This is a genomic window from Microbacterium sp. 10L49, assembly GCF_056395125.1.
This window is the reverse complement of record NZ_JBFTIW010000002.1, coordinates 615,756-635,233: the sequence shown is the minus strand read 5'-3', so window position 1 is coordinate 635,233 and position 19,478 is coordinate 615,756. Positions and strand designations below refer to the sequence as shown.

Here is a 19,478-nt window from a genome sequence, read left to right as displayed (position 1 = left end):
CATGACTTCGCCCGGCGGATTCGCGCAGACGCGTAGGGAGTCTGTCGAAACCAGCCGCACGAGTCCGGTCAATCGTCTGATTCTTTTTGTCATTCCGATCACTGGCATTCTTGCGGGAGCTTTTTCAATTCAGGGTGTATCGCCACATGCGGTTGTAAGCGCATTGGCTGGCATCGCTGGTATGGCTGCGGTGGTGTCGTCGCGGGCACCGATTAGTCCTGTGGCCCGCATGGTTCTGTGGGTCAGTATCGCTTGGGCGATCGTCACGGCGATCCACGTTGTCCTTCGAGGCGTCCAGATCGACAATGAGGTGACGATCACTTTGTCAGGACTCGCGATCCTCATCGGCGTCTCATCGATGCGGACGAGTCGCACGGCACTGCAGTCTTTCACTATAGGGTGGACGTTCGCCTACATGATCGCCGTCGCGGGAGCCCTGGCAGAGAAATTCCTGGGCTTCCTGCCGAGGAACAACTATCTTGTGCTGCAGGGGGGCCGCTCGCTCGAGGTCGTCGGGCTTTCGAGCTTCTTTGGGAACCCGAACGGCTTCGCACTGTTCTTGCTAGCAACGAGCATCGTCTTCGCCCCCCGTGTGATCAGTGCCGCCAGGCCTAGCACCCGGCTTCTCTATTGGCTGCTTGAGTTCTCCATTGTCTACTTCATGATTCAAACCAACAGCCGGACGGGGGTGACGCTCCTCCTCCTCGCCCTGATAGTTGTGGTCTGGGTGGTGTTGTCAGGTCATCCGGTCCTGCGCGTGATGGCTGCTCTCGTCTCGGTGTGCGCGATCATTGCTCTTTCTCTGGGTGTGGGAAACGTGAATCTCTCTGACGAACTTCAACGAGTCTCCCTCCTCTCCGATACCACGGTGGACGACAGCTCGTTCGTGGTCAGATACAACCTCTTCCTCAGCGGACTCGACTTCTTCGGGGAGAGTCCCATCATCGGCATCGGTCCGAGCATGTTCCAGCAATACATGTTGGCGGGACGCAGCACCTATCCGACGATGGGCATCATCAACCCGCATGGAGGCACGATCCAGCTGCTGAGCGAATTCGGAATTATTGTCTTCGCATTGTTCATCGTGCTTCTTATAAGGCTCTGGGGCCGCGCATTCCGGCATCTGAGAACCGCGCCATCGGCACGGACGAGCCAGTTCGCAACCGCCATTTCAGTATTGATGTTGATCGCGGCGTTGCCTTTTGCGTCAACAATGCACAGTACATTCTTGGCGGATCCATCAGCCTGGCTCTTCCTGAGCGCGATCGTCGTGTTGGACCGGATGAGCGACGCTGACTCGAAAGCGGTTGAATCCACCTTGGTCGACAAAGCGGATCTGCGGTGACATGCTCGAGCGCCTGAAGCGAAGCGAGGTGGCCCGCAACGTGATGACCCTGGGCGCCGGGAACTTCGTCGGTCAGGTCATCACTGTCGCCGGCCTGCCCATCCTGAGTCGAGTCTATGGCCCTGCGGCGTATGGCCTTCTCGCGATCTATGTTTCGATCTCGATGCTGGTCTCTGTCGCGGGAACAGGGCGGTACGAATTCGCCATCGTTCTCCCTACAAGTGAGCGCAGTGCCCTCGCAGTTCGAATGCTAGCGCACCGACTGCTTTGCACCGTGTCAACTCTGTCGTTCCTGGTGCTTCTCGTCTTTCTCGACCCCATAGCCGAAATGTTGAATGCCGTCCCGTTCAAGTTCTGGCTCTTGACGATTCCTCTGAACGTCCTTCTTATGGGTGAACTTTCTATTTTGAACCTCTGGCATACACGGGCGAAGTCGTTTCGAGCTCAAGGCCTCGCTAGAATCTTGCTTAGCGTGGGGACTGTCGGTTTTCAGTTAGTTCTTGGCCTTTGGGTCTTCCCGGACATACGCGGCCTCGTCCTCGGGTTGATGATCGCGCAACTGGGGTCTTGCCTGTATCTCGAGCTAAGCGACGTCGCCGCCAAACGGAAAGTGCGAGGGGTCCAACGGACGAGATTGTTCGTCATCCTGCGCCGCTATCGGAAGATGCCCTTGCTTAATGCGCCGACGGCTCTCCTGGACAGCGTGCGCACCAACGGCGTCAATCTGCTTGTGGGCAGCCAGTCGATGTCGGCTCTTGGCCAATACTCTATGGCGTGGCGAAGCGTGCAGGTTCCTTTGGGGCTGATTGGTGCCGCTCTGAGCCAGGTCTTCTTCCAGAAAATGTCCAGCGACGGCCGGGGGGCGCTATTTACGACGGTATGGAATTCCGTAGTGCGATCGCTCCTTGTCAGTCTTCCGATCTTCATCCCGATCTTCGTCTTTGCACCACAATTGCTGCCGTTGTTTCTGGGTCATGAGTGGGAAGATGCGGGGCTCTACGCGCAAGCCCTGACGCCCTGGCTCTACTTGAATCTCGCAACTGCTCCCATTGCGACGGTGTTCGTCGTCGCGGAGGCCCAAGGGCGACAGGCCATGTTCGGACTGCTCTATACATTCTGCGCTTTGATGCCACTGCTGATAATCAGGGAAAACTTGCTCATGGCCGTATGGGTGATGAGTATGGCAATGTCGGCTTGCCTATTGGGATTCATTTTCCTTGCATTGCTCACGGCGCGGGAGTATGACTCACAGCATCCGTTGCTAAGGTCTTCAGCAGTAGACGGTGAACGTCGATGAAGCGAACGATGCTGAATGTAAGAAAGAATCTGCAGAAGCGAGATAGGCTTGGCTGGCGCGTCAATTTAGTTCTCGATGCCGTCTTTGACTTTTCGATGGCAGTTGCCTTCGAGCCCTGGATGTCTTTACGGATGTGGTGGCAACGCCCGACGCTTCCCCCTTTGGTGCGGTTGCCTGATGCAAAGACACGAGTGCTGGTGGCCCCTCTGAATTTTGCGGGACAGGGGTACGCGTGGGCGCGTGCGATTGAGCAATTCATACCGAGCGCCGGAGCCACCAATCTCGATATTCAACATCCTGGAGACTTTGGTTTCGCAAGCGATACATCGATCCCGATGGGAATTCAACGTTACGATCGACGATGGCAGCTCCGGGAATCGCGCGCCATTTCCCAAGCCTTTACTCACGTGTTGGTGGAGTCGGAGGCCGCCATATTTGGGCTTCTCTTTGGTGATGATGTGGAGCGTGAGCAACGCTTTTTGAATGCGAATGGCGTTTCAACGGCTTACGTATGTCATGGCTCGGACATTAGATCGCCGGAGAAACACAAGCTAACGACTCGATTCTCGCCCTTTTTTGATGCTGGGGTCTACTTCGGGCGGACTCAGCGGCGGGTGGACCACAATCGCGCATTTCTGCAATCTTCGAACGCTCCAGTCTTTGTTTCCACCCCTGATCTACTTAATGATTATCCCGCCGGTATTTGGTTGCCGGTGGTCGTTGACGTGGCGGAATGGACTCTCGGGACGGGTCCAATCCTGGGAGGCGCTGATGGTGATGTTCATGGGGCACCACTCGTCGTTCACCTTCCTAGCAGGGAACTGGTGAAAGGTTCTCACCTCATAAAGGCGCCGCTTGAAGACATGGACCGAAACCGAGAGATCCGCTTTAGGGCGGTAAGCGGGGTGCGTGCTTCAGAAGCGCGGCAGATGATCGCGACAGCAGACATCGTGTTAGACCAATTCCGCATCGGCTCCTATGGAGTTGCTGCGTGCGAGGCGATGGCGGCAGGGCGCGTGGTCGTCGGTCACGTGACCCAAACGGTTCGAGACGTGATTCTCCAGCAGACCGGCATGGCGCTTCCTATTGTCGAGGCCGATCCGGAAAATATCGGATCTGTGATCAGGGGTTTGGTTGGGGATAGGGAGAGAATGTTCGCAATCGCTCGGGAAGGGCAGAGATACGTCTCGATGGTACATTCTGGTCGATTGAGTGCAGACATCCTCTCTCGACACTGGCTCAACGGTTGAGTATCGCTTTAGATGCCTCGATCCTCACTTAGATGCGTCGAACGCCGCCAGATCGCCGGGAAGCACTTAAGATTGCGGGCGCCTTACGATCTTCTGGATAAGCCCCATCAGATGACGTCTACGCAGCGCAACGTCGCCGAGGGTCGGGATTCCTTCGCTCCCGTTCGTGGCTGCCCACCGAAGTGCCTCGATACGCGGCCAGATAATGCGAAAGATGACGAGAGGCCGTTCGGATGGGGGGATCAGTTTGAGCGCTTCACGATAGACGCCGAACTGTGACGATTCAGAACGCCAGGCCCAATCGGGCGGAACCGCTGCAGAGTCGAAGTCGAAGTCATGTTCTGGGAAGGCAAGGCGTAGCGCGTCCTTCAAGGCGTACGCGGCCCCCACCTCGCGAACGGCCTGGATGGCAACTGGGCCGGCGTCGCGAAGCATTTCGGAAACCGCGGTGAGTTGGGCCGTTGTGGCCGTGCGACCTTCTAGTGGGCGCAGATCGTGTAATGCGGCCATCACGGCGTGTAACCCGAGGGGAGGCGTCTTCACGGCCTGGCCAGCGAAGCTTCGGAATTCGGCGACTCGGCTGGCCATCGCGAATGCTTGATCAGGTTCAATGGTCATTCCGGGGAACCATGAATGCACATCGATCGCGCAGCCCCATCCTCCCGCGCGAAGCGTCAATGAGTGGAGAACTCGGGTTCCGGTGAACGGGGAGAAGGCGGGGGTCCAACCCCATGGGATCATGGCGAAAGCTAGGCGCGCTTCGTCCCCGGGTGAAACCCAGCAATCGACATCGCCGGAATGGGCTCGGGTCCGGAGGCCTTGCGCATGCAGGGTGGGCCCCTTAATGAACACGATGTCGATGTCGCTTTGTTCGGCGACGTGCGCGAGCAGTGCGTAGACGAGTTCATGATGCGCGGAGATCAACCAGGGTTCTGTCACCTTGTGGATCCGAGCGGGATGCCTCAGATCGCTCGATGCCAGCCCAAGCTCTTCCATCTCGCGAACAACTCTTCGGCGGTCCATAGTAAGGGAGTCGTCGGGGACTGGTCCGTTCAACAACTGCTGCCACAACGCCGCACCCTCGCCGAACAGAATGCGCGGGGAAGACGGAAGCACCGGCGTGATCACGTACTCGGAGTCGGCGGTGCTGACGTCGTCGCCGGGCACGGTCAAGGCGCCAAAGCCGACGGCGACCCAAGAAGTCATGCTCATATTCTGTCAGCAGAGGCTCGTCCCGGACCGCGATTGTCACGCGATTCAAGCTTCTCCCTATGCGCCTAGAGTTGACCCATGCGTATCGCCGTCGTGGCCCTGGGAAAGATCGGGCTTCCCCTCGCTGTCCAGTTCGCGTCGTCCGGCCACGACGTGATCGGCGTCGATGTCAACCAGAAGACCGTCGACACGATCAACGCGGGGCTGGAGCCGTTTCCCGGTGAGGCGCACTTGCAGGAGAAGCTCGCCGGACTGATCCAGTCGGGTCGTCTGCACGCGACCACGGACTACTCCGAAGCGATCCCCGGTGCGGACGCTGTCGTCCTCGTGGCCCCGGTCCTCGTGAATGATGAGACATGGGAGCCCGACTTCAGATACATGGATATGGCGACCGCGTCTCTGGCTGAGCACCTCACGGCGGGCACGCTCGTCTCATATGAGACGACCTTGCCCGTCGGCACCACGCGCAATCGGTGGAAGCCCATGCTCGAGGATGGCTCCGGTCTGACGGAGAGTGTCGACTTCCACCTGGCGTACTCGCCGGAGCGAGTACTGACCGGGCGCGTGTTCGAGGACCTGCGAAAGTACCCCAAGCTGATCGGCGCGCTCTCGCCGGAGGGCAACCGACGTGCGCGCGAGTTCTACGAGGCGGTGCTCCAGTTCGACGAGCGCCCTGACCTCCCGCGTCCCAACGGGGTGTGGGATCTCGGGACGACGGAAGCGTCCGAGATGGCGAAGCTCGCCGAGACGACCTATCGCGATGTGAACATCGGCCTGGCGAACCAGTTCGGGCTCTTCGCCGCAGCCAACGGGATCGACGTCTACAAGGTGATCGAGGCGTGCAACTCGCAGCCGTACAGCCACATCCATCGTCCCGGCATCGCTGTGGGTGGGCACTGCATCCCGGTGTACCCGCGGCTCTACCTGACGACTGACCCCGGGGCAGACATCATTCGCGCGTCGAGACAGCTCAATGCCTCGATGCCGGAGCGGCTCATCGCACAGGCCGAGACGTTGCTGGGGTCGTTGTCGGGCTTGACGGCCGTTGTATTGGGGGCGGCGTACCGCGGCGGCGTGAAGGAGACGGCGTTCTCCGGAGTGTTCCCCACCGTCCAAGCGCTGCGCCAGCGCGGTGCAGACGTGCGGGTGCACGACCCGCTCTACACGGACGACGAGTTGCGCGGGCTTGGGTTCGAGCCGTTCGCGATCGGCGAAGCGGCGGATGTCGCCGTGCTGCAGACGGATCATGCGGACTACCGGACGCTCGCTCCCGAGCAGATTCCAGGTGTACGACTTCTGGTCGATGGGCGCGCCGCGAGTGATGCCGCACTCTGGGCGGGAACACCTCGAATCGTCGTCGGGTCGGCGTGACCTCTGTCATCGCTCCGCAGCGCGATCGGACCCGTTGACTGCTCGGCGAGCCGGAATCCCGCAGCGCAACACAATCTACTGTGAACAGAAAGCACCTTGACGAAGGAGAACGCGTGAGCGACTTCATTCCCCCCGCCAAGCCGATCATCGGCGACGACGAGCGTGAAGCCGTCGATCGAGTCCTCCGCAGCGGCATGGTCGCGCAGGGGCCCGAGGTCGCGGCTTTCGAGGCCGAGTTCTCTGCGCACTTCGTGCAGGGCCGTCCGGCCGTTGCCGTGAACTCCGGAACGGCGGGCCTTCACCTCGGTCTGCTCGCTGCCGGGGTTGGTCCCGGCGACGAGGTCATCGTGCCGTCCTTCACCTTCGCCGCGACGGGCAATTCCGTCGCGCTCACCGGGGCGACTCCGGTCTTCGTCGACATCGAGCCCGACACGTTCACGCTCGACCCGGATGCGGTTGCCGCGGCGGTCACGTCGAAGACGAAGGGTGTGCTGCCGGTTCATCTCTACGGACACCCCGCCCGCATGCGTGAGCTGGAGGCGCTTGCTGCCGAGAGCGGCATCGCGTTGTACGAGGACGCGGCACAGGCACATGGCGCTGCACTCGATGGACGGCCCGTCGGGACCTTTGGCGAGTTCGCGATGTTCAGCCTCTACCCGACCAAGAATATGACCAGCGGTGAGGGCGGGATGGTCTCGACCGCGACCGATGAGATCGCACGTATGGTCAAGCTGCTGCGGAACCAGGGTATGGAGCGTCAGTACGAGAACGAGGTCATCGGGTTCAACGCGCGCATGACCGACATCCACGCGGCGATCGGTCGCGTGCAGCTGACGAAGGTCGGCGCCTGGACGAAGACGCGCCAGGAGAACGCCGCGTACCTCGACGCCAACTTGCAGGGCGTGGTCGTTCCACCTGTGGCCGAAGGTGCGGTGCACGTGTATCACCAGTACACGGTTCGCGTTCCGGAGGACCGGGACGGGTTTGTGAAAGCGCTCAAGGAGGAGCACGGGGTAGGCGCGGGGGTCTATTACCCGATCCCGAACCACCGTCTGCCGTCGCTGACGCGTTTCGCGCCGGGGCTGGAGTTGCCCGAGACCGAGCGCGCGGCGCGCGAAGTCGTCTCCTTGCCGGTCCATCCGTCGCTGTCGCAGAACGACCTCGAGCGCATCGTGGCCGCGGTGAACGCCGTCGCAGGGGCGGGCGCCTGATGGCGCTGCGCGCCGGCCTGCTCGGCGTCGGCATGATGGGACGGCACCACGCCCGCGTGTTGCGCGAGATCGACGGTGTCGAGCTCGTCGCGATCGCGGACCCGGGCGGGGATCCGCACGGAGTGGCCGGTGATCTGGAGATCCTGCCTGATATCGACGCCCTGATCGACGCGGGTCTCGACACCGCCGTCGTGGCGGTGCCGACTCGATTCCACGAGGAGGCGGCGCTCAAGCTCGCGGCAGCCGGCGTACACGCTCTCGTCGAGAAGCCGATTGCGCACACCATCGACGCCGGGCGTCGCATGGTCGATGCGTTCTCGCAGGCCGGTCTGGTCGGGGCAGTGGGGCACATCGAGCGCTTCAACCCCGCTTTGCAGGAGCTGCGCCGGCGGCTCGAAGCGGGCGAGCTGGGTGCGGTCTACCAGGTGGTCACGCGGCGTCAGGGCCCCTTCCCGTCTCGGATCGCGGACGTCGGCGTTGCCAAGGACCTCGCGTCGCACGACGTGGACCTGACGGCATGGGTCGTGCAGTCCGACTATGAGCGCGTGTTCGCGCAGACCGCGTTCAAGAGCGGTCGTGAGCACGAGGACATGATCACCATCACGGGCCGCACCGAGAGCGGTGTGATCGTGAACAACATCGTGAACTGGCTGAGTCCCATGAAGGAGCGCGTGACGGTTGTCACGGGGGAGAAGGGCGCGTTCGTCGCGGACACCGCGACCGGCGACCTCACGTTCTTCGCGAACGGGACCATTCCGCTCGAGTGGGAGTCGGTGTCGAGCTTCCGCGGCGTCTCCGAAGGAGACGTCGTCCGGTATGCGTTCACCAAGCGGGAGCCGCTTCGGGTGGAGCATGAGGCCTTCCGGGATGCGGTGCTGGGTGAGCGTTCCGACGTGGTGACCATGGAGCAGGGGCTCCGCACGCTCGCCGTTGTGGAGGCGGCGTTGGAGTCGGCCAGGCTGATGGAGACTGTCAAGATCGGCTAGTTCGCATCGTCGTGGGTCTCGTCATCGAGAGGAAAGCGAAAGCACGCGGTCCTGCTTGCTGTGAATCCGTGGCCAAAGCGCTTCTGCTCGTGATGGTTGGATGTAGTCATGAGTAGCACGCCTTCCTCGCGCCGTGAGCTCCGCGATCGCAAGGCGGAACGCCGCGAGGCCAAGCCCCGACGCCGTCGGATCTGGCCCTGGATCGTGGGCGGTGTGTTCCTCGTCGTCGTCGTGATGGCGGTCGTCGGCGGGATCATCGGCAAGCAGGTCTACGACAAGGCGATGTCCGCTCGCAGCCACCTCGAAGCGGCGATGACCGGCGTGCAGCAGGTGCAGAAATCGGTGCTCGCCGGTGACCTCGACGCCGCGGCGAAGAGCTCAGCAACCGTGTCGTCCCAGACTGCAGCCGCGGTCGCGGCGACGAAGGGCTGGCAGTGGAGCTTCGCAGAGAAGCTCCCCGTCATCGGTTCCAACCTCTCGGCGGTCCGCACCGTCGCTGAGGTGACGGACGGGTTGGCGACCGACGTCGTCCGGCCCGCGGCGAGCGTGAAGCTGAGCGATCTGAACATCGCCAACGGGCGCATCGACCCCGCGTCGATCACCGCGCTCGCGAAGACCTTCGATTCGGTCGACGCGGGGATCCAGAAGGCGACCACGGATCTGCGCAAAGTCGACAAGGCCCAGCTTGTCGGTCCTGTCGCCGACGGCGTCGCCAAGCTCGATTCCGAGCTGACGAAGCTGAAGCCGACCATGAGCACCGCGCGAGAGGTGCTGAGCGTTCTGCCGGATGCCCTCGGGGCGAAGGGCCCCCGCACCTACCTGCTGATGTTCCAGGGCAACTCCGAAGCGCGGAGCCTCGGCGGGAATGCCGCGCAGTTCCTGCCGATCACCGTCGACAACGGTACGATCACCCGCGGCACCGTCGTGAGCAGTGCGGACTTCAAGCAAAGGCGCCCTGATCCTGTCACGGCGCTGGACCCTCAGGCCGCCAATATCTTCGGTGACAAGATCGGCCGCTACACGCCAGACTTCACGATGGTGCCGAATCTCCCCGATGCGGTCCGGATCCTGCGTGCCTGGTGGGCCGAGGGCGTTGGGACCAACTTCGATGCGGTGCTGTCGATCGACCCGGTCACGCTCTCTTACATCCTTGAGGCGACAGGTCCGGTGACTCTGGCAACTGGCGATCAGCTGAACGCGCAAAACGCAGTGCCGCTGCTTCTCAATGAGGTGTACTTCAGATATCCGACAGGACCCGAACAGGATGCGTTCTTCGCGTCCGCCGCGGACACCATCTTCAGCGCTGTCACGTCGGGCAAGGCGTCGCCGGTGAAGCTGATCCAGGCCCTGTTCCGCGCATCCGACGAAGGCCGGCTGCTCTACTTGAGCAACGACCCGCAACAGACCCAGCTGGTCGATAACTCGCGGATGAGCGGCATCATGCCGACGGACGACAAGGAACAGAGCGTTCTTGGTGTCTACCTGAACGACAACACCGGGTCGAAGAAGAGCTACTACCTCGACATGAAGATCGACGCGTGCCGCACCGATCAGGTCGTCAAAGGCTCGATGACGCTGACATCGAGCCTGACCGAGGATGCAGCCGCCGGTCTGCCCTATTACATCAAGGGCCCGTACTTCGCAGCGGGTGACATCAGCAGCTATGTCGTGTTCTACGGTCCGGCCGGCGGCTCGCTCGCGAGTATCACCGTCGACGGCCAGCCCGTGACGCCGATGAGCCAGGGCGAACACCTCGGGCGGCCTGCAGTGAAGATCGAGGTCCTCAGTCACTTCGCCGACACGCACACGGTGAACGTCGAGTTCACCGCACCGGGTCCGGGCGGCCCGATCAAGGTCTGGACGACACCGATGTCTCGCGCGACGCCGACAACTGTCGAGCCGACCTGCAAGTAGCGCGCACGCTCAGGCCTGGACGAACTCCCGAAGCTCGCGTGCGAACCGATCGGGGCCGAACCGCTCACTCAGGATTCGCGAGTCGAACGGCGCGAGGTGCAGCGCGGCCTCGATGCCGGCGGCCAGATCGTTCGGATCCGCGGACGCGGCGATCACCCCGGAGACGCCCGGGACGATCGTCTCGATCTGACCGCCGACCGGTCCCGTGACGACGGGAGTGCCGGCCGCCTGGGCTTCGACCGGCACGATCCCGAAATCCTCGATGGGAGGGAAGACCAGTACCGAGCTCTGCTGCATCAGGGCGTACATGAGGGCATCCGAGGGCCCGATCACGAACTCGACGGGGACCCGGGCTTCTGCGGCGCGCGCCCGCAGACGCAGCTCATCCGGCCCGCGCCCGACGATGACCGCGGGCAGTCCGACCCGGTCGGCCGCGTCGATGACGAGATCCAGCGCCTTGTACGGGGTGAATCGAGACGCCCCCATGACGAAGGTCTGCGGCAGTCGCTCGAGGATCCGACGTTCGTCGGCATCGACGACCTGCGTGCGCCAGTCAGGCTGTGCGCGGATCGCTTCGACGGCGACGGGCGGGTGGATCACCACGGCGTCGCGATTCCACGCCCGGGCGATCCTGTCCCGCACGAACCGGCTGTTCGCGGCGATCGTCGTGGCCTCCTGCGCCCGACGGCGATCGATCCCGCGGAACAGGGGCGAGACCGCGCGGACGAGCGCATGCCGGCCGCGTTCGTCCGACTCCGGGTCCCAGAGGTACCGGGCGGGACTATGCGCGTAGACGAACTTCGGCACGGACGGATCCGGCACCCGCACGTGATGGGCGAAGACGTACGAACTGGCCAGGACCCAGTCGAGATCGTCCCGCACGGCGACGCGACGCCACGTCGCATCCAACAGCGGGAGCGCCGCCGCCTTGTGCTTGCGGAACGGCGTCCGCGAGAGCCACGACTGCGAGACACGCCCCTTCGCGAAGCGTTCGGGGGCGTCGTCCCACAGGCAGAAGATCTCCGAGTCGGGAAAGACCTCGCCCATGGCGTCCAGAACCCGCTCCGCCCCACCGGAGGGTTCGATCCACTCGGTGACGATCAACCCCGACACGTCGCGCGCCTCGGCATTCAGTAGGCGCCGACGCCCGACGACACCACTCGCAGCGTCCGCCACAGGATGATCAGGTCGCCCGTGAGCGACCAGTTCTCGACATAGAACAGGTCGAGTCGCACGCTGTCATCCCAGGAGAGGTCGGAGCGGCCGTTCACCTGCCAGAGGCCGGTGAGGCCGGGGCGCACCAGGAAGCGGCGCTGCATCCGGTAGTCGTAGTGCTCGACCTCGCTCGCCAGCGGCGGACGGGGGCCGACCAGCGACATGTTGCCACGCAGCACGTTGACCAGCTGCGGAAGCTCGTCGAGGCTGTGCCGGCGCAGCAAGCGTCCCAGAGGAGTCACCCGCGGATCGTGCCGCATCTTGAAGAGCACGCCATTGCCGTCGGTGTGATCGAGCAGCGTCGGCAGCCGGTCCTCCGCGTCGACGACCATGGTGCGGAACTTCAGCATCTCGAAGCGCCGGCCGTCGACGCCGATGCGCTGCTGCCGGAACAGCGCACTGCCGCCGTCCTGACGCACCAGCAGGGCGATGATCGCGAACAGCGGGCTCAGCACGACCAGAGCGAGGCTGGACGCGACGATGTCGAGCGTGCGCTTGGCCACGTACTTCATGCCCTCGAAGGTCGGATAGTCGACCTGGATGAGCGGCAGACCCGGCGTCGGGTTCGAGTGCAGGCGCGGGCCCGCGACGCCCGTGAGGGCAGGGGCGACCAGCAGCTCGATCTTCGCCTCCTCGAGCTCCCAGCCGAGCTCCTGCAGCGCTTCGGGACTGATCCGATCGGACCCGCTGTATACGACGGTGTCGGCGCCCGACGCACGGATCGCGTCGATCGCGTGGTCGAACCCGCCGAGCACCGGCACGTCGGGGAGCAGGTCCCGATCGCTTCCGTTCTCGGTGATGGCCCCCAGCAGCCGCACCCCCAGGCCCGGCTCGCGCAGGATCGATGCCCCGACGTGCCGCGACTTCTCGCGCTCACCGAGCAGCACCGCATGGTGAGCGTACTGGCCGGCGGTGCGCTGCCGCAGAAGCCAGCGGCGCCATTGCCAGCGGCCGAGGAACAGCAGTCCCAGCCCGATCGGGAACGCGACCAGCACGTAGCCGCGCGCGATCTGCAGCTGGAATCCGAACGCGAGGATCGCGAGCACGCCGAACAGGCGCACGCTGGCGTCCATGACGCGCTTGTACTCCAGTGATCCGCCGCCGACGAGCTTCGGATTGCGCGATCCAGTCAGCCGCAACGACAGCATCCAGGCGAGGGCGAGCCCGATCGAGAACATCGAGTATCCGAGCTCGGTGTCGAGAAGATTCAGTCCGACGACCTGCGAGTCACCGAATCCGAATCTCACGACCTGCGCGATCATCACGGACGCGAACACGACGACCGTGTCCGTGATGGCGAGACGTGTGGCGTACGAGCGACGCCACTGCGCGACGGTATGAGCCGTCGCCACAAGTTCAATTTTTTCGAACACTCCCCAGAACTCCCCAGAACCGTTCCCACAACGGTGGATGGCGCTCGCCATCCTCCCCAGAGCATCGGCTTCCCAGGGCCGACGTCGCTCACCGACTCAAGGCTGATCTTTCGGGTCGAACAGCCGCGGAGCCGCCGCTCGCACCCTCCCAAAGGGTGCGGACGTGGCTTCATGCTAACCCGGAGTCGGCGGAGAATCCAGACCGTGGAATATCGGAAGTCCGCTCAGGCGCGGTCGGGCCGCACAATTCTGCGGGATCGGCGCCGGGACGCGTCGATCAGCTCGACGATGAGGAGTCCGAAGGCCGTGCCCGCGGTGTTGGCCAGGATGTCGAGCACGGAGTCGCTGCGGGACATCAGAAAGAGGCCCTGAACGGTCTCGATCGTCACGGTGGTGACGAAGCCGATCGGGAGCACGAGGTATCGGCGTCGCGGGAGGAACACGGACAGGAAGATGCCGAACGGCACGAACATCGCGATGTTCGCGATGAACTCGGCGCGGACCGGCGTGAGTCCGGGGATCACCGCTCCGATCCTGTGGATCAGCGGATCGAACACGGAGAGGAACGGATACGGGGAGAACACGATGACGGCGACGACGGCGCCGTAGACCAGGGCCCACGTGGTCAGCCGATGCCAGAACGGCACCGCGGTCGGCGGGGAGTCGCTCACGCCTTCACCCCCAGGATCCTCAACGCGGCAGAACGTTCATTGTGCCAGAACGGCCGCACGGGAATCCTGTGCGGCCGTTCTGGATGGTGCGGGTGTCAGAGCGCGAGGCGCTCGCGCACGACCTCGGCGAGCTGGTGCGCGTACTCGTGGGCCGACTTCTCGTCGGCGGCCTCGACCATCACACGCACGAGCTGCTCGGTGCCCGAGGGACGCAGCAGCACGCGGCCGCTGTCGCCGAGCTCGGCCTCGACGGCCTTGACGGCCTTCTGCACGTGCTCGTCATCGGTCCTGGTGCGGTCGACGCCCTTGACGTTCACGAGCTTCTGCGGGTAGACGGTCATGATCGACGCGAGCTCGGCCAGGGTCTTCTTCTGGCGCGCCATCTCGGCGACCAGGTGCAGACCCGTGAGCACTCCGTCGCCCGTGGTGGCGAAGTCGCTCATGATGACGTGGCCCGACTGCTCTCCGCCCAGGGAGTAGCCGCCGGCGTTCATGTCCTCGAGCACGTAGCGATCGCCGACTGCGGTCTGGCGCAGGGTGATGCCGTGCTCGCGCATGGCGACGTGCAGGCCGAGGTTGCTCATCACCGTGGCGACGAGGGTGTTCTCGGCGAGGCGCCCGCGGTCCTTCATCGCGACCGCGAGGATCGCCATGATCTGGTCGCCGTCGACGATGGTGCCGTCGGCGTCGACCGCGAGGCAGCGGTCCGCGTCGCCGTCGTGCGCGATGCCCACGTCGGCCCCGACGCGCACGACCTCGGCGGCCAGCTTGTCGAGATGCGTGGATCCGACGCCGTCGTTGATGTTGATGCCGTCGGGATCCGCACCGATCACGGTGACCCTCGCGCCGGCGTTGCGGAACACCTCGGGGGAGGCCCCGCTCGCGGCGCCGTGCGCGCAGTCGAGCACCACGTGGATGCCGTCGAGCCGGTGCGGCAGCGACGCCAGCAGGTGCATGACGTAGCGGTCCTCGGCGTCGGAGAAACGGCTGACCCGCCCGACGTCGGCGCCGGTGGGTCGCAGCTTCTCGCCGGCCATGGCCTCTTCGATGCGCTGCTCGACCACGTCGGGCAGCTTCACACCACCGCGGGCGAAGATCTTGATGCCGTTGTCGGGCGCCGGGTTGTGCGACGCCGAGATCATCACGCCGAAGTCGGCGTCGATGTCGGCGATGAGGAACGCCGCGGCCGGGGTCGGCAACGTGCCCGCATCGAGCACGTCCACACCGGAGGAGGCGAGACCCGCCTCGACGGCGGCGCTGAGGAAGTGCCCGGAGATGCGCGGGTCGCGGGCGACCACGGCGGTGAGGCGCTTGCCTGCGGCCTTGCGAGCTGCGGCAATACGGCCCTGGCCCAGGACGACAGCAGTCGCCTGGGCCAGGGTGAGCGCGATATCGGCGGTGAGGGGGCCGTTGGCCAGCCCCCGCACCCCGTCCGTACCGAACAGAGCCATAGAGGACTGTAAGGTTTAGCGCTTCGAGTACTGAGGCGCCTTGCGGGCCTTCTTGAGACCAGCCTTCTTGCGCTCCTTGACGCGAGCGTCGCGCGAGAGGAAGCCGGCCTTCTTCAGGGTCGGGCGGTTGTTCTCGGCGTCGATCTCGTTCAGCGAACGTGCGATGCCCAGGCGCAGCGCACCGGCCTGGCCCGAGGGGCCACCGCCGGAGATGCGGGCGATCACGTCGTACGCACCCGCGAGGTTCAGCACCGTGAACGGGTCGTTGATCAGCTGCTGGTGCAGCTTGTTCGGGAAGTAGTCCTCGATCGTGCGGCCGTTCACCGTGATGGTGCCGGAGCCGGGGACGAGGCGCACGCGGGCGATGGCCTGCTTGCGACGACCCACGGCAGCGCCGGGGACGTTGAGAACGGGGCGCGGAGCGGTCTCGACGGCGGCGGCCTCAGGGGTCTCCGTCGAGAAGTTCTGCGGGAATTCGGTGGTTTCGGTGTCAGCCACGAGTATGTCCTTATTCGTAACGGCGCTTACTGGGCGACCTGGTCGAGGGTGTACGTCTTGGGCTGCTGAGCGGCGTGCGGGTGCTCGGAGCCCGTGTAGACCTTGAGCTTCGTCAGCTGCTGGCGGCCGAGGCTGTTCTTCGGGAGCATGCCGCGGATGGCCTTCTCCACAGCGCGGACCGGGTTCTTCTCGAGCAGCTCGGAGTAGGCGACGGCCTTGAGCCCGCCCGGGTAACCCGAGTGGCGGTAGGCGATCTTCTTCTGGAGCTTCTGACCCGTGAGCGCGACCTTGTCGGCGTTCACGATGATGACGAAGTCACCCGAGTCGAGGTGGTTGACGAAGGTGGCCTTGTGCTTGCCGCGCAGGAGCGCTGCGGCGTGCGAGGCGAGGCGGCCGAGAACGACGTCGGTGGCGTCGATGACGACCCAGTCACGCTGGATCTCGCCGGCCTTCGGGGTGTAAGTGCGCGTCACAATAGTGCTGCTTTCTTGATCGAACGGAGAGGTTCGTGAATCCCACTCCGGGGTGGTTCCCTCCCGAGGGAGAGGAACACGCCAGTGGAGGGCTCACGTTCGCGGGTGCGACCAGCAGTGATCGCACACCAAAGAGAAAGCTTACGGCATCGAGTCGGATCCGCCAAAACGGCAAAGGTCCCGGGGCTCGTTGACGCGATGGGCTCCGGCTGCGGTCGCGTCGTGATCGTGTCATCTGCGGCTTTGCTGAAGACGCTTTCGGACGCCTGCGTTCTGACGTATCGTGCGGAGTGCAGCCCACCCGAGGCTGCGGTGCCTGTGGGAGGCATCTTCTGTGCCACTTGGGGAGGCACCGATGAGTGACGCTGCACGACCGCTTCACACGGTCGGAACACCGGGGATCGACGAGCCGGTCGAGGAGCGCGGCCGCGCGATCCTCACGCCGCTGCTCGAGCCCGCCGACACCTGGGCGCTCGCCGAAGGCGCGAGCTGGGCTGTGCGCCGGGATCCGGCCCGCTTCGAGCGGGTCTTCCTCGCCGCGGACAGCGGCGACCTCGGCGGGGCGGAGGTCATGCTGCTGCGCATGGCCGATGCGCTGCGCGAGCTCGGCGTCGATGTCACCGTGGTGGTGCCCGCGCCGTCGCCCCTGCTGGACGAGGCCGTGCGCCGGAGGCTGCCCGTGATCGGGCTCGCCGCCCGCAACCGGTACCTGTGGATGTGGGCGCTGCGCCGATGGGACCGCGAGCGTCCCGACGGCCTGCTCTGGTGCAACGGCCTGGTGCCGTCGCTGGCCACAGTCCGTCGCGCCAGACGGCTGGTGCACCTGCATCAGGAGCCGACCGGCATCCGGTGGATCCTGTCGCCGCTGGCCCGTCGCGGCGCCGTCGCGACCCTCGTGCCGTCGCGGGCGATGCTGGAGGCCGTGCCCGACGCGCGCGTGCTGCCGAACTGGACGGATCGGATCCGCCGGGCGAAGCCGGATCCCGACACGAACGGACGGATCCGCATCGGCTTCCTCGGGCAACTCGGACTGGAGAAGGGCGTGCATGTGCTCGCCGACGCCGTAGCCCTGCTCGAGGAGCGCATGCCGGACCGGTTCCGGCTCGTGCTCGCGGGGGAGCCGGAAGCCGTGCGCGAGGAGGACCTCGTGGTGATGGAGGACGCGCTCGGAGCGGTCGCCCGACTCACGCATCGCGCAGGCTGGGTCGACGCGGCCGACTTCTTCGACACGATCGACCTGCTCGTGGTGCCGTCGGTGGTCCCGGAGTCGTTCGGGTTGGTCGCTGCCGAGGCGATGGCGGCCAGGGTTCCGCTGATCGTCAGCGATGCGGGCGCGCTGCCCGAGGTGGTCGGCGGCGCTGCGCAGGTCGTGCCCGCCGGCGACGCCGCGGCGCTGGCCGACCGCATCGCCGACGTGGTGACGGGGGCGATCTCTCCGCACCGGGGGCCGCTGTTCGAGCGCTGGTTCGCGGAGTTCTCGCCGGTCGCGGGCGAGGCGCGGATGCGGGAGCTGGTGGACGCGCTGGGCGTGCGCCGGGGCGAGCGGGCGCGTGTAGACGCACAGATAACCGTGTAGACGCACAGATAGCAATGTGCGGCCGGGCTCTTCTCGTCGCGAGCCCGGCGCCCGTCGGCATGCCGGATCGATGTCGCGCACCGGGGGGCCTGCTTCGGGGGAGGTCTCTTCAGGAGCTTCAGGGTCCGCAGGCCTGGGGCCGGCGGGGTGTGCGTGGGATAATGTGCGGCTACGGAGGTGCGGGTCATGGGGACAGGCGCGAAGGTCGTATCGCGCCTTCGTGACGCCCTCCCCGGAGCATGGGCAGCCACCTGGCGCTGGGTGGTCATCGCCGTCGGCGTGGTGATCGCGGCCTATCTGTTGCTGGAGCACGCGACCACCGGATCCGTGCTGACGGCCGCGGCACTCGCGGCGCTCGTCGTCGGCGCCGTGCTCACGTGGTCGACGCCGCTCGCCATCGCGCTGATGGCCGCGCCGGTCGCGTTCGTCACCGAGCGGCTCGCGGTCGGCGGGGCGGATCTGACGGTGTCGGATGCGGCGATCGCGGCGGGTTTCGGGGCTGTCGTGCTGCTGGGCAGCCGGGACTTCAGCCCGCCGATGCGGGCGATGCTGTGGCTGAACGCGATCTATCAGTTCAGCACGGTCTTCACGGTGATCGTGAACCCGTTCCCGCAGAACACGGTGGAGTGGTTCCACGCGTGGCTGCTGATCTCCGCGGCCCTCGTGCTGGGCTGGGGGCTGGGGCGTGCGGGATACGCCTGGCTGTCGGTGATCCTGCTGCTGGGCATGCTGGTGCTGATCGCCGCCGGCACCTACCTCACGGCCGCGATCAACGCCGTGCAGGGCCAACTGTTCGATGCCGTCTATCCGCTCTGGCCATGGGCGATGCACAAGAACGCCGCGGGCGGCGCCCTCGCGCTCGGCGTCTTCCTGGCGTACGCGAGACCGGACTGGCTCGGGCTCACCCGCCGCTGGACCGTGCCGCTCGTGTTCGTCTTCGGTGCGGCGCTGCTGCTCACGCAGTCGCGGCAGGCGGTCGCGGGACTGCTCGCCGCCCTGTTCGTCCTGATCATCCGCCGCGGCGCGGCCGGGCATGCGGTCTTCATCACACTGCTCGCCATCCCGGCGGTGCTGCTCATCGTGCAGAGCGTGATCGAGCAGTTCGCATCGGGCAATCAGTTCAACTCGGCCTACGCCCGGCTGGACTGGATGCGCGAGGTGTACGCGCTGTGGAAGCTGTCGCCGATCTTCGGCCACGGCCTGCGGTACTGGTACGTGCATCCGTGGGCGCACTTCCAGCCGCCGCAGGCCGAGCTCGAGGTCGCCGCCTCGGCCGGCGTGGTCGGGCTCCTCGGGTTCGGGATCATGTGGCTCGGCTTCATCATCGTGCTGTGGCGGACGGCCCCCCGCTACGGCGCCATCGCGCTGGGCGCGGTCGTGCTGCGCATCACGGCGGCACAGTTCGATCTGTTCTGGGTCGCCGCCCAGGTGTCCGTCCCGTTCCTGGTCGCGGGGATCTGCCTGGGAGCCCAGGCGCTCGCGATCTCGAAGGGCGAGGGACAGTACTGGGCGCCCCCGAAGGACGCGAGGCAGACTTCGGCGGAACGCCGTGCCGCCGAACGTCGTACCGAGGCCCGCAGCCCGCGGGACCCCCGTTTGTATGATCGTGCTTACTCCTCCACCCCGAAGGGCTGA

General features: G+C 65.1%; 16 protein-coding genes. 9 read left to right on the top strand and 7 right to left on the bottom strand.

Annotation, left to right across the window (positions count from 1 at the left end; translation table 11 throughout):
- Position 1 precedes the first annotated feature (1 nt).
- Genes AC1DCT_RS07435 through AC1DCT_RS07425 form a run of 3 tightly spaced genes read left to right on the top strand, consistent with a single transcriptional unit; the run spans position 2 to position 3,892 of the window.
- A complete protein-coding gene (locus AC1DCT_RS07435) occupies positions 2 to 1,345 on the top strand; it encodes an O-antigen ligase family protein (RefSeq protein WP_477428337.1) in 1,344 nt (447 codons plus the stop codon).
- Between the two features lies 1 nt (position 1,346).
- Positions 1,347 to 2,642, top strand: coding sequence for a lipopolysaccharide biosynthesis protein (locus tag AC1DCT_RS07430; RefSeq protein ID WP_477428335.1), 1,296 nt, complete (start codon positions 1,347 to 1,349; stop codon positions 2,640 to 2,642).
- Positions 2,639 to 3,892: a glycosyltransferase family protein gene (locus AC1DCT_RS07425; RefSeq protein WP_477428333.1), complete on the top strand. Its 1,254-nt coding sequence runs from the start codon at positions 2,639 to 2,641 to the stop codon at positions 3,890 to 3,892. The genes AC1DCT_RS07430 and AC1DCT_RS07425 overlap by 4 nt, the downstream gene beginning before the upstream one ends.
- Before the next feature lie 66 nt (positions 3,893 to 3,958).
- Here the strand turns inward: AC1DCT_RS07425 and AC1DCT_RS07420 are convergent, their stop codons facing one another.
- On the bottom strand, positions 3,959 to 5,098 hold the full coding sequence (locus AC1DCT_RS07420; RefSeq protein WP_477428332.1) for a hypothetical protein: 1,140 nt from the start codon (positions 5,096 to 5,098) through the stop codon (positions 3,959 to 3,961).
- A gap of 84 nt (positions 5,099 to 5,182) precedes the next feature.
- Between AC1DCT_RS07420 and AC1DCT_RS07415 the strand changes: the two genes are divergently transcribed.
- From AC1DCT_RS07415 to AC1DCT_RS07400, 4 genes are all read left to right on the top strand, one after another.
- Entirely contained in the window at positions 5,183 to 6,475 is a 1,293-nt protein-coding gene (locus tag AC1DCT_RS07415) for a nucleotide sugar dehydrogenase (protein ID WP_477428330.1), read from the top strand.
- A 113-nt stretch (positions 6,476 to 6,588) separates the two neighbouring features.
- A complete protein-coding gene (locus AC1DCT_RS07410; RefSeq protein ID WP_477428328.1) occupies positions 6,589 to 7,686 on the top strand; it encodes a DegT/DnrJ/EryC1/StrS family aminotransferase in 1,098 nt (365 codons plus the stop codon).
- Positions 7,683 to 8,672, top strand: coding sequence for a Gfo/Idh/MocA family oxidoreductase (locus AC1DCT_RS07405; protein ID WP_477428447.1), 990 nt, complete (start codon positions 7,683 to 7,685; stop codon positions 8,670 to 8,672). The genes AC1DCT_RS07410 and AC1DCT_RS07405 overlap by 4 nt, the downstream gene beginning before the upstream one ends.
- Before the next feature lie 213 nt (positions 8,673 to 8,885).
- Positions 8,886 to 10,586: a DUF4012 domain-containing protein gene (locus tag AC1DCT_RS07400; protein ID WP_477428326.1), complete on the top strand. Its 1,701-nt coding sequence runs from the start codon at positions 8,886 to 8,888 to the stop codon at positions 10,584 to 10,586.
- Between the two features lie 9 nt (positions 10,587 to 10,595).
- Here AC1DCT_RS07400 and AC1DCT_RS07395 read toward each other — a convergent pair whose 3' ends face one another.
- The 6 genes from AC1DCT_RS07395 to rplM all read right to left on the bottom strand — a co-directional run bounded on the left by AC1DCT_RS07395 (position 10,596) and on the right by rplM (position 16,267).
- Positions 10,596 to 11,699, bottom strand: a complete 1,104-nt coding sequence (locus AC1DCT_RS07395) for a glycosyltransferase (RefSeq protein ID WP_477428324.1) — start codon at positions 11,697 to 11,699, stop codon at positions 10,596 to 10,598.
- Between the two features lie 17 nt (positions 11,700 to 11,716).
- Positions 11,717 to 13,153, bottom strand: coding sequence for a sugar transferase (locus AC1DCT_RS07390; RefSeq protein WP_477428322.1), 1,437 nt, complete (start codon positions 13,151 to 13,153; stop codon positions 11,717 to 11,719).
- Positions 13,154 to 13,398: 245 nt separating this feature from the next.
- Positions 13,399 to 13,845, bottom strand: coding sequence for a VanZ family protein (locus tag AC1DCT_RS07385; RefSeq protein ID WP_477428320.1), 447 nt, complete (start codon positions 13,843 to 13,845; stop codon positions 13,399 to 13,401).
- Positions 13,846 to 13,940: 95 nt separating this feature from the next.
- Positions 13,941 to 15,296, bottom strand: coding sequence for a phosphoglucosamine mutase (gene glmM / locus AC1DCT_RS07380; protein WP_477229645.1), 1,356 nt, complete (start codon positions 15,294 to 15,296; stop codon positions 13,941 to 13,943).
- A 15-nt stretch (positions 15,297 to 15,311) separates the two neighbouring features.
- Complete coding sequence (gene rpsI, locus AC1DCT_RS07375) at positions 15,312 to 15,794, bottom strand: 30S ribosomal protein S9 (RefSeq protein ID WP_477428318.1); 483 nt, start codon at positions 15,792 to 15,794, stop codon at positions 15,312 to 15,314.
- 26 nt (positions 15,795 to 15,820) lie between these two features.
- Complete coding sequence (rplM, locus tag AC1DCT_RS07370; RefSeq protein WP_441977615.1) at positions 15,821 to 16,267, bottom strand: 50S ribosomal protein L13; 447 nt, start codon at positions 16,265 to 16,267, stop codon at positions 15,821 to 15,823.
- Between the two features lie 355 nt (positions 16,268 to 16,622).
- On the opposite strand from rplM, the gene AC1DCT_RS07365 reads away from it, so the two are divergent.
- Positions 16,623 to 17,843, top strand: a complete 1,221-nt coding sequence (locus AC1DCT_RS07365; protein ID WP_477428316.1) for a glycosyltransferase — start codon at positions 16,623 to 16,625, stop codon at positions 17,841 to 17,843.
- A 186-nt stretch (positions 17,844 to 18,029) separates the two neighbouring features.
- Positions 18,030 to 19,478 (top strand): O-antigen ligase family protein, encoded by a 1,449-nt coding sequence (locus AC1DCT_RS07360; RefSeq protein ID WP_477428315.1) that lies wholly within the window; start codon positions 18,030 to 18,032, stop codon positions 19,476 to 19,478.

Excerpts from the sequence above, each read along its gene's own strand:
- glmM (WP_477229645.1), bottom strand. The coding sequence starts at position 15,296 with ATGGCTCTGTTCGGTACGGACGGGGTGCGGGGGCTGGCCAACGGCCCC.
- AC1DCT_RS07360 (WP_477428315.1), top strand. The coding sequence starts at position 18,030 with ATGGGGACAGGCGCGAAGGTCGTATCGCGCCTTCGTGACGCCCTCCCC.
- AC1DCT_RS07420 (WP_477428332.1), bottom strand. The coding sequence starts at position 5,098 with ATGACTTCTTGGGTCGCCGTCGGCTTTGGCGCCTTGACCGTGCCCGGC.
- AC1DCT_RS07415 (WP_477428330.1), top strand. The coding sequence starts at position 5,183 with ATGCGTATCGCCGTCGTGGCCCTGGGAAAGATCGGGCTTCCCCTCGCT.
- AC1DCT_RS07430 (WP_477428335.1), top strand. The coding sequence starts at position 1,347 with ATGCTCGAGCGCCTGAAGCGAAGCGAGGTGGCCCGCAACGTGATGACC.
- AC1DCT_RS07365 (WP_477428316.1), top strand. The coding sequence starts at position 16,623 with ATGAGTGACGCTGCACGACCGCTTCACACGGTCGGAACACCGGGGATC.
- AC1DCT_RS07435 (WP_477428337.1), top strand. The coding sequence starts at position 2 with ATGACTTCGCCCGGCGGATTCGCGCAGACGCGTAGGGAGTCTGTCGAA.
- AC1DCT_RS07425 (WP_477428333.1), top strand. The coding sequence starts at position 2,639 with ATGAAGCGAACGATGCTGAATGTAAGAAAGAATCTGCAGAAGCGAGAT.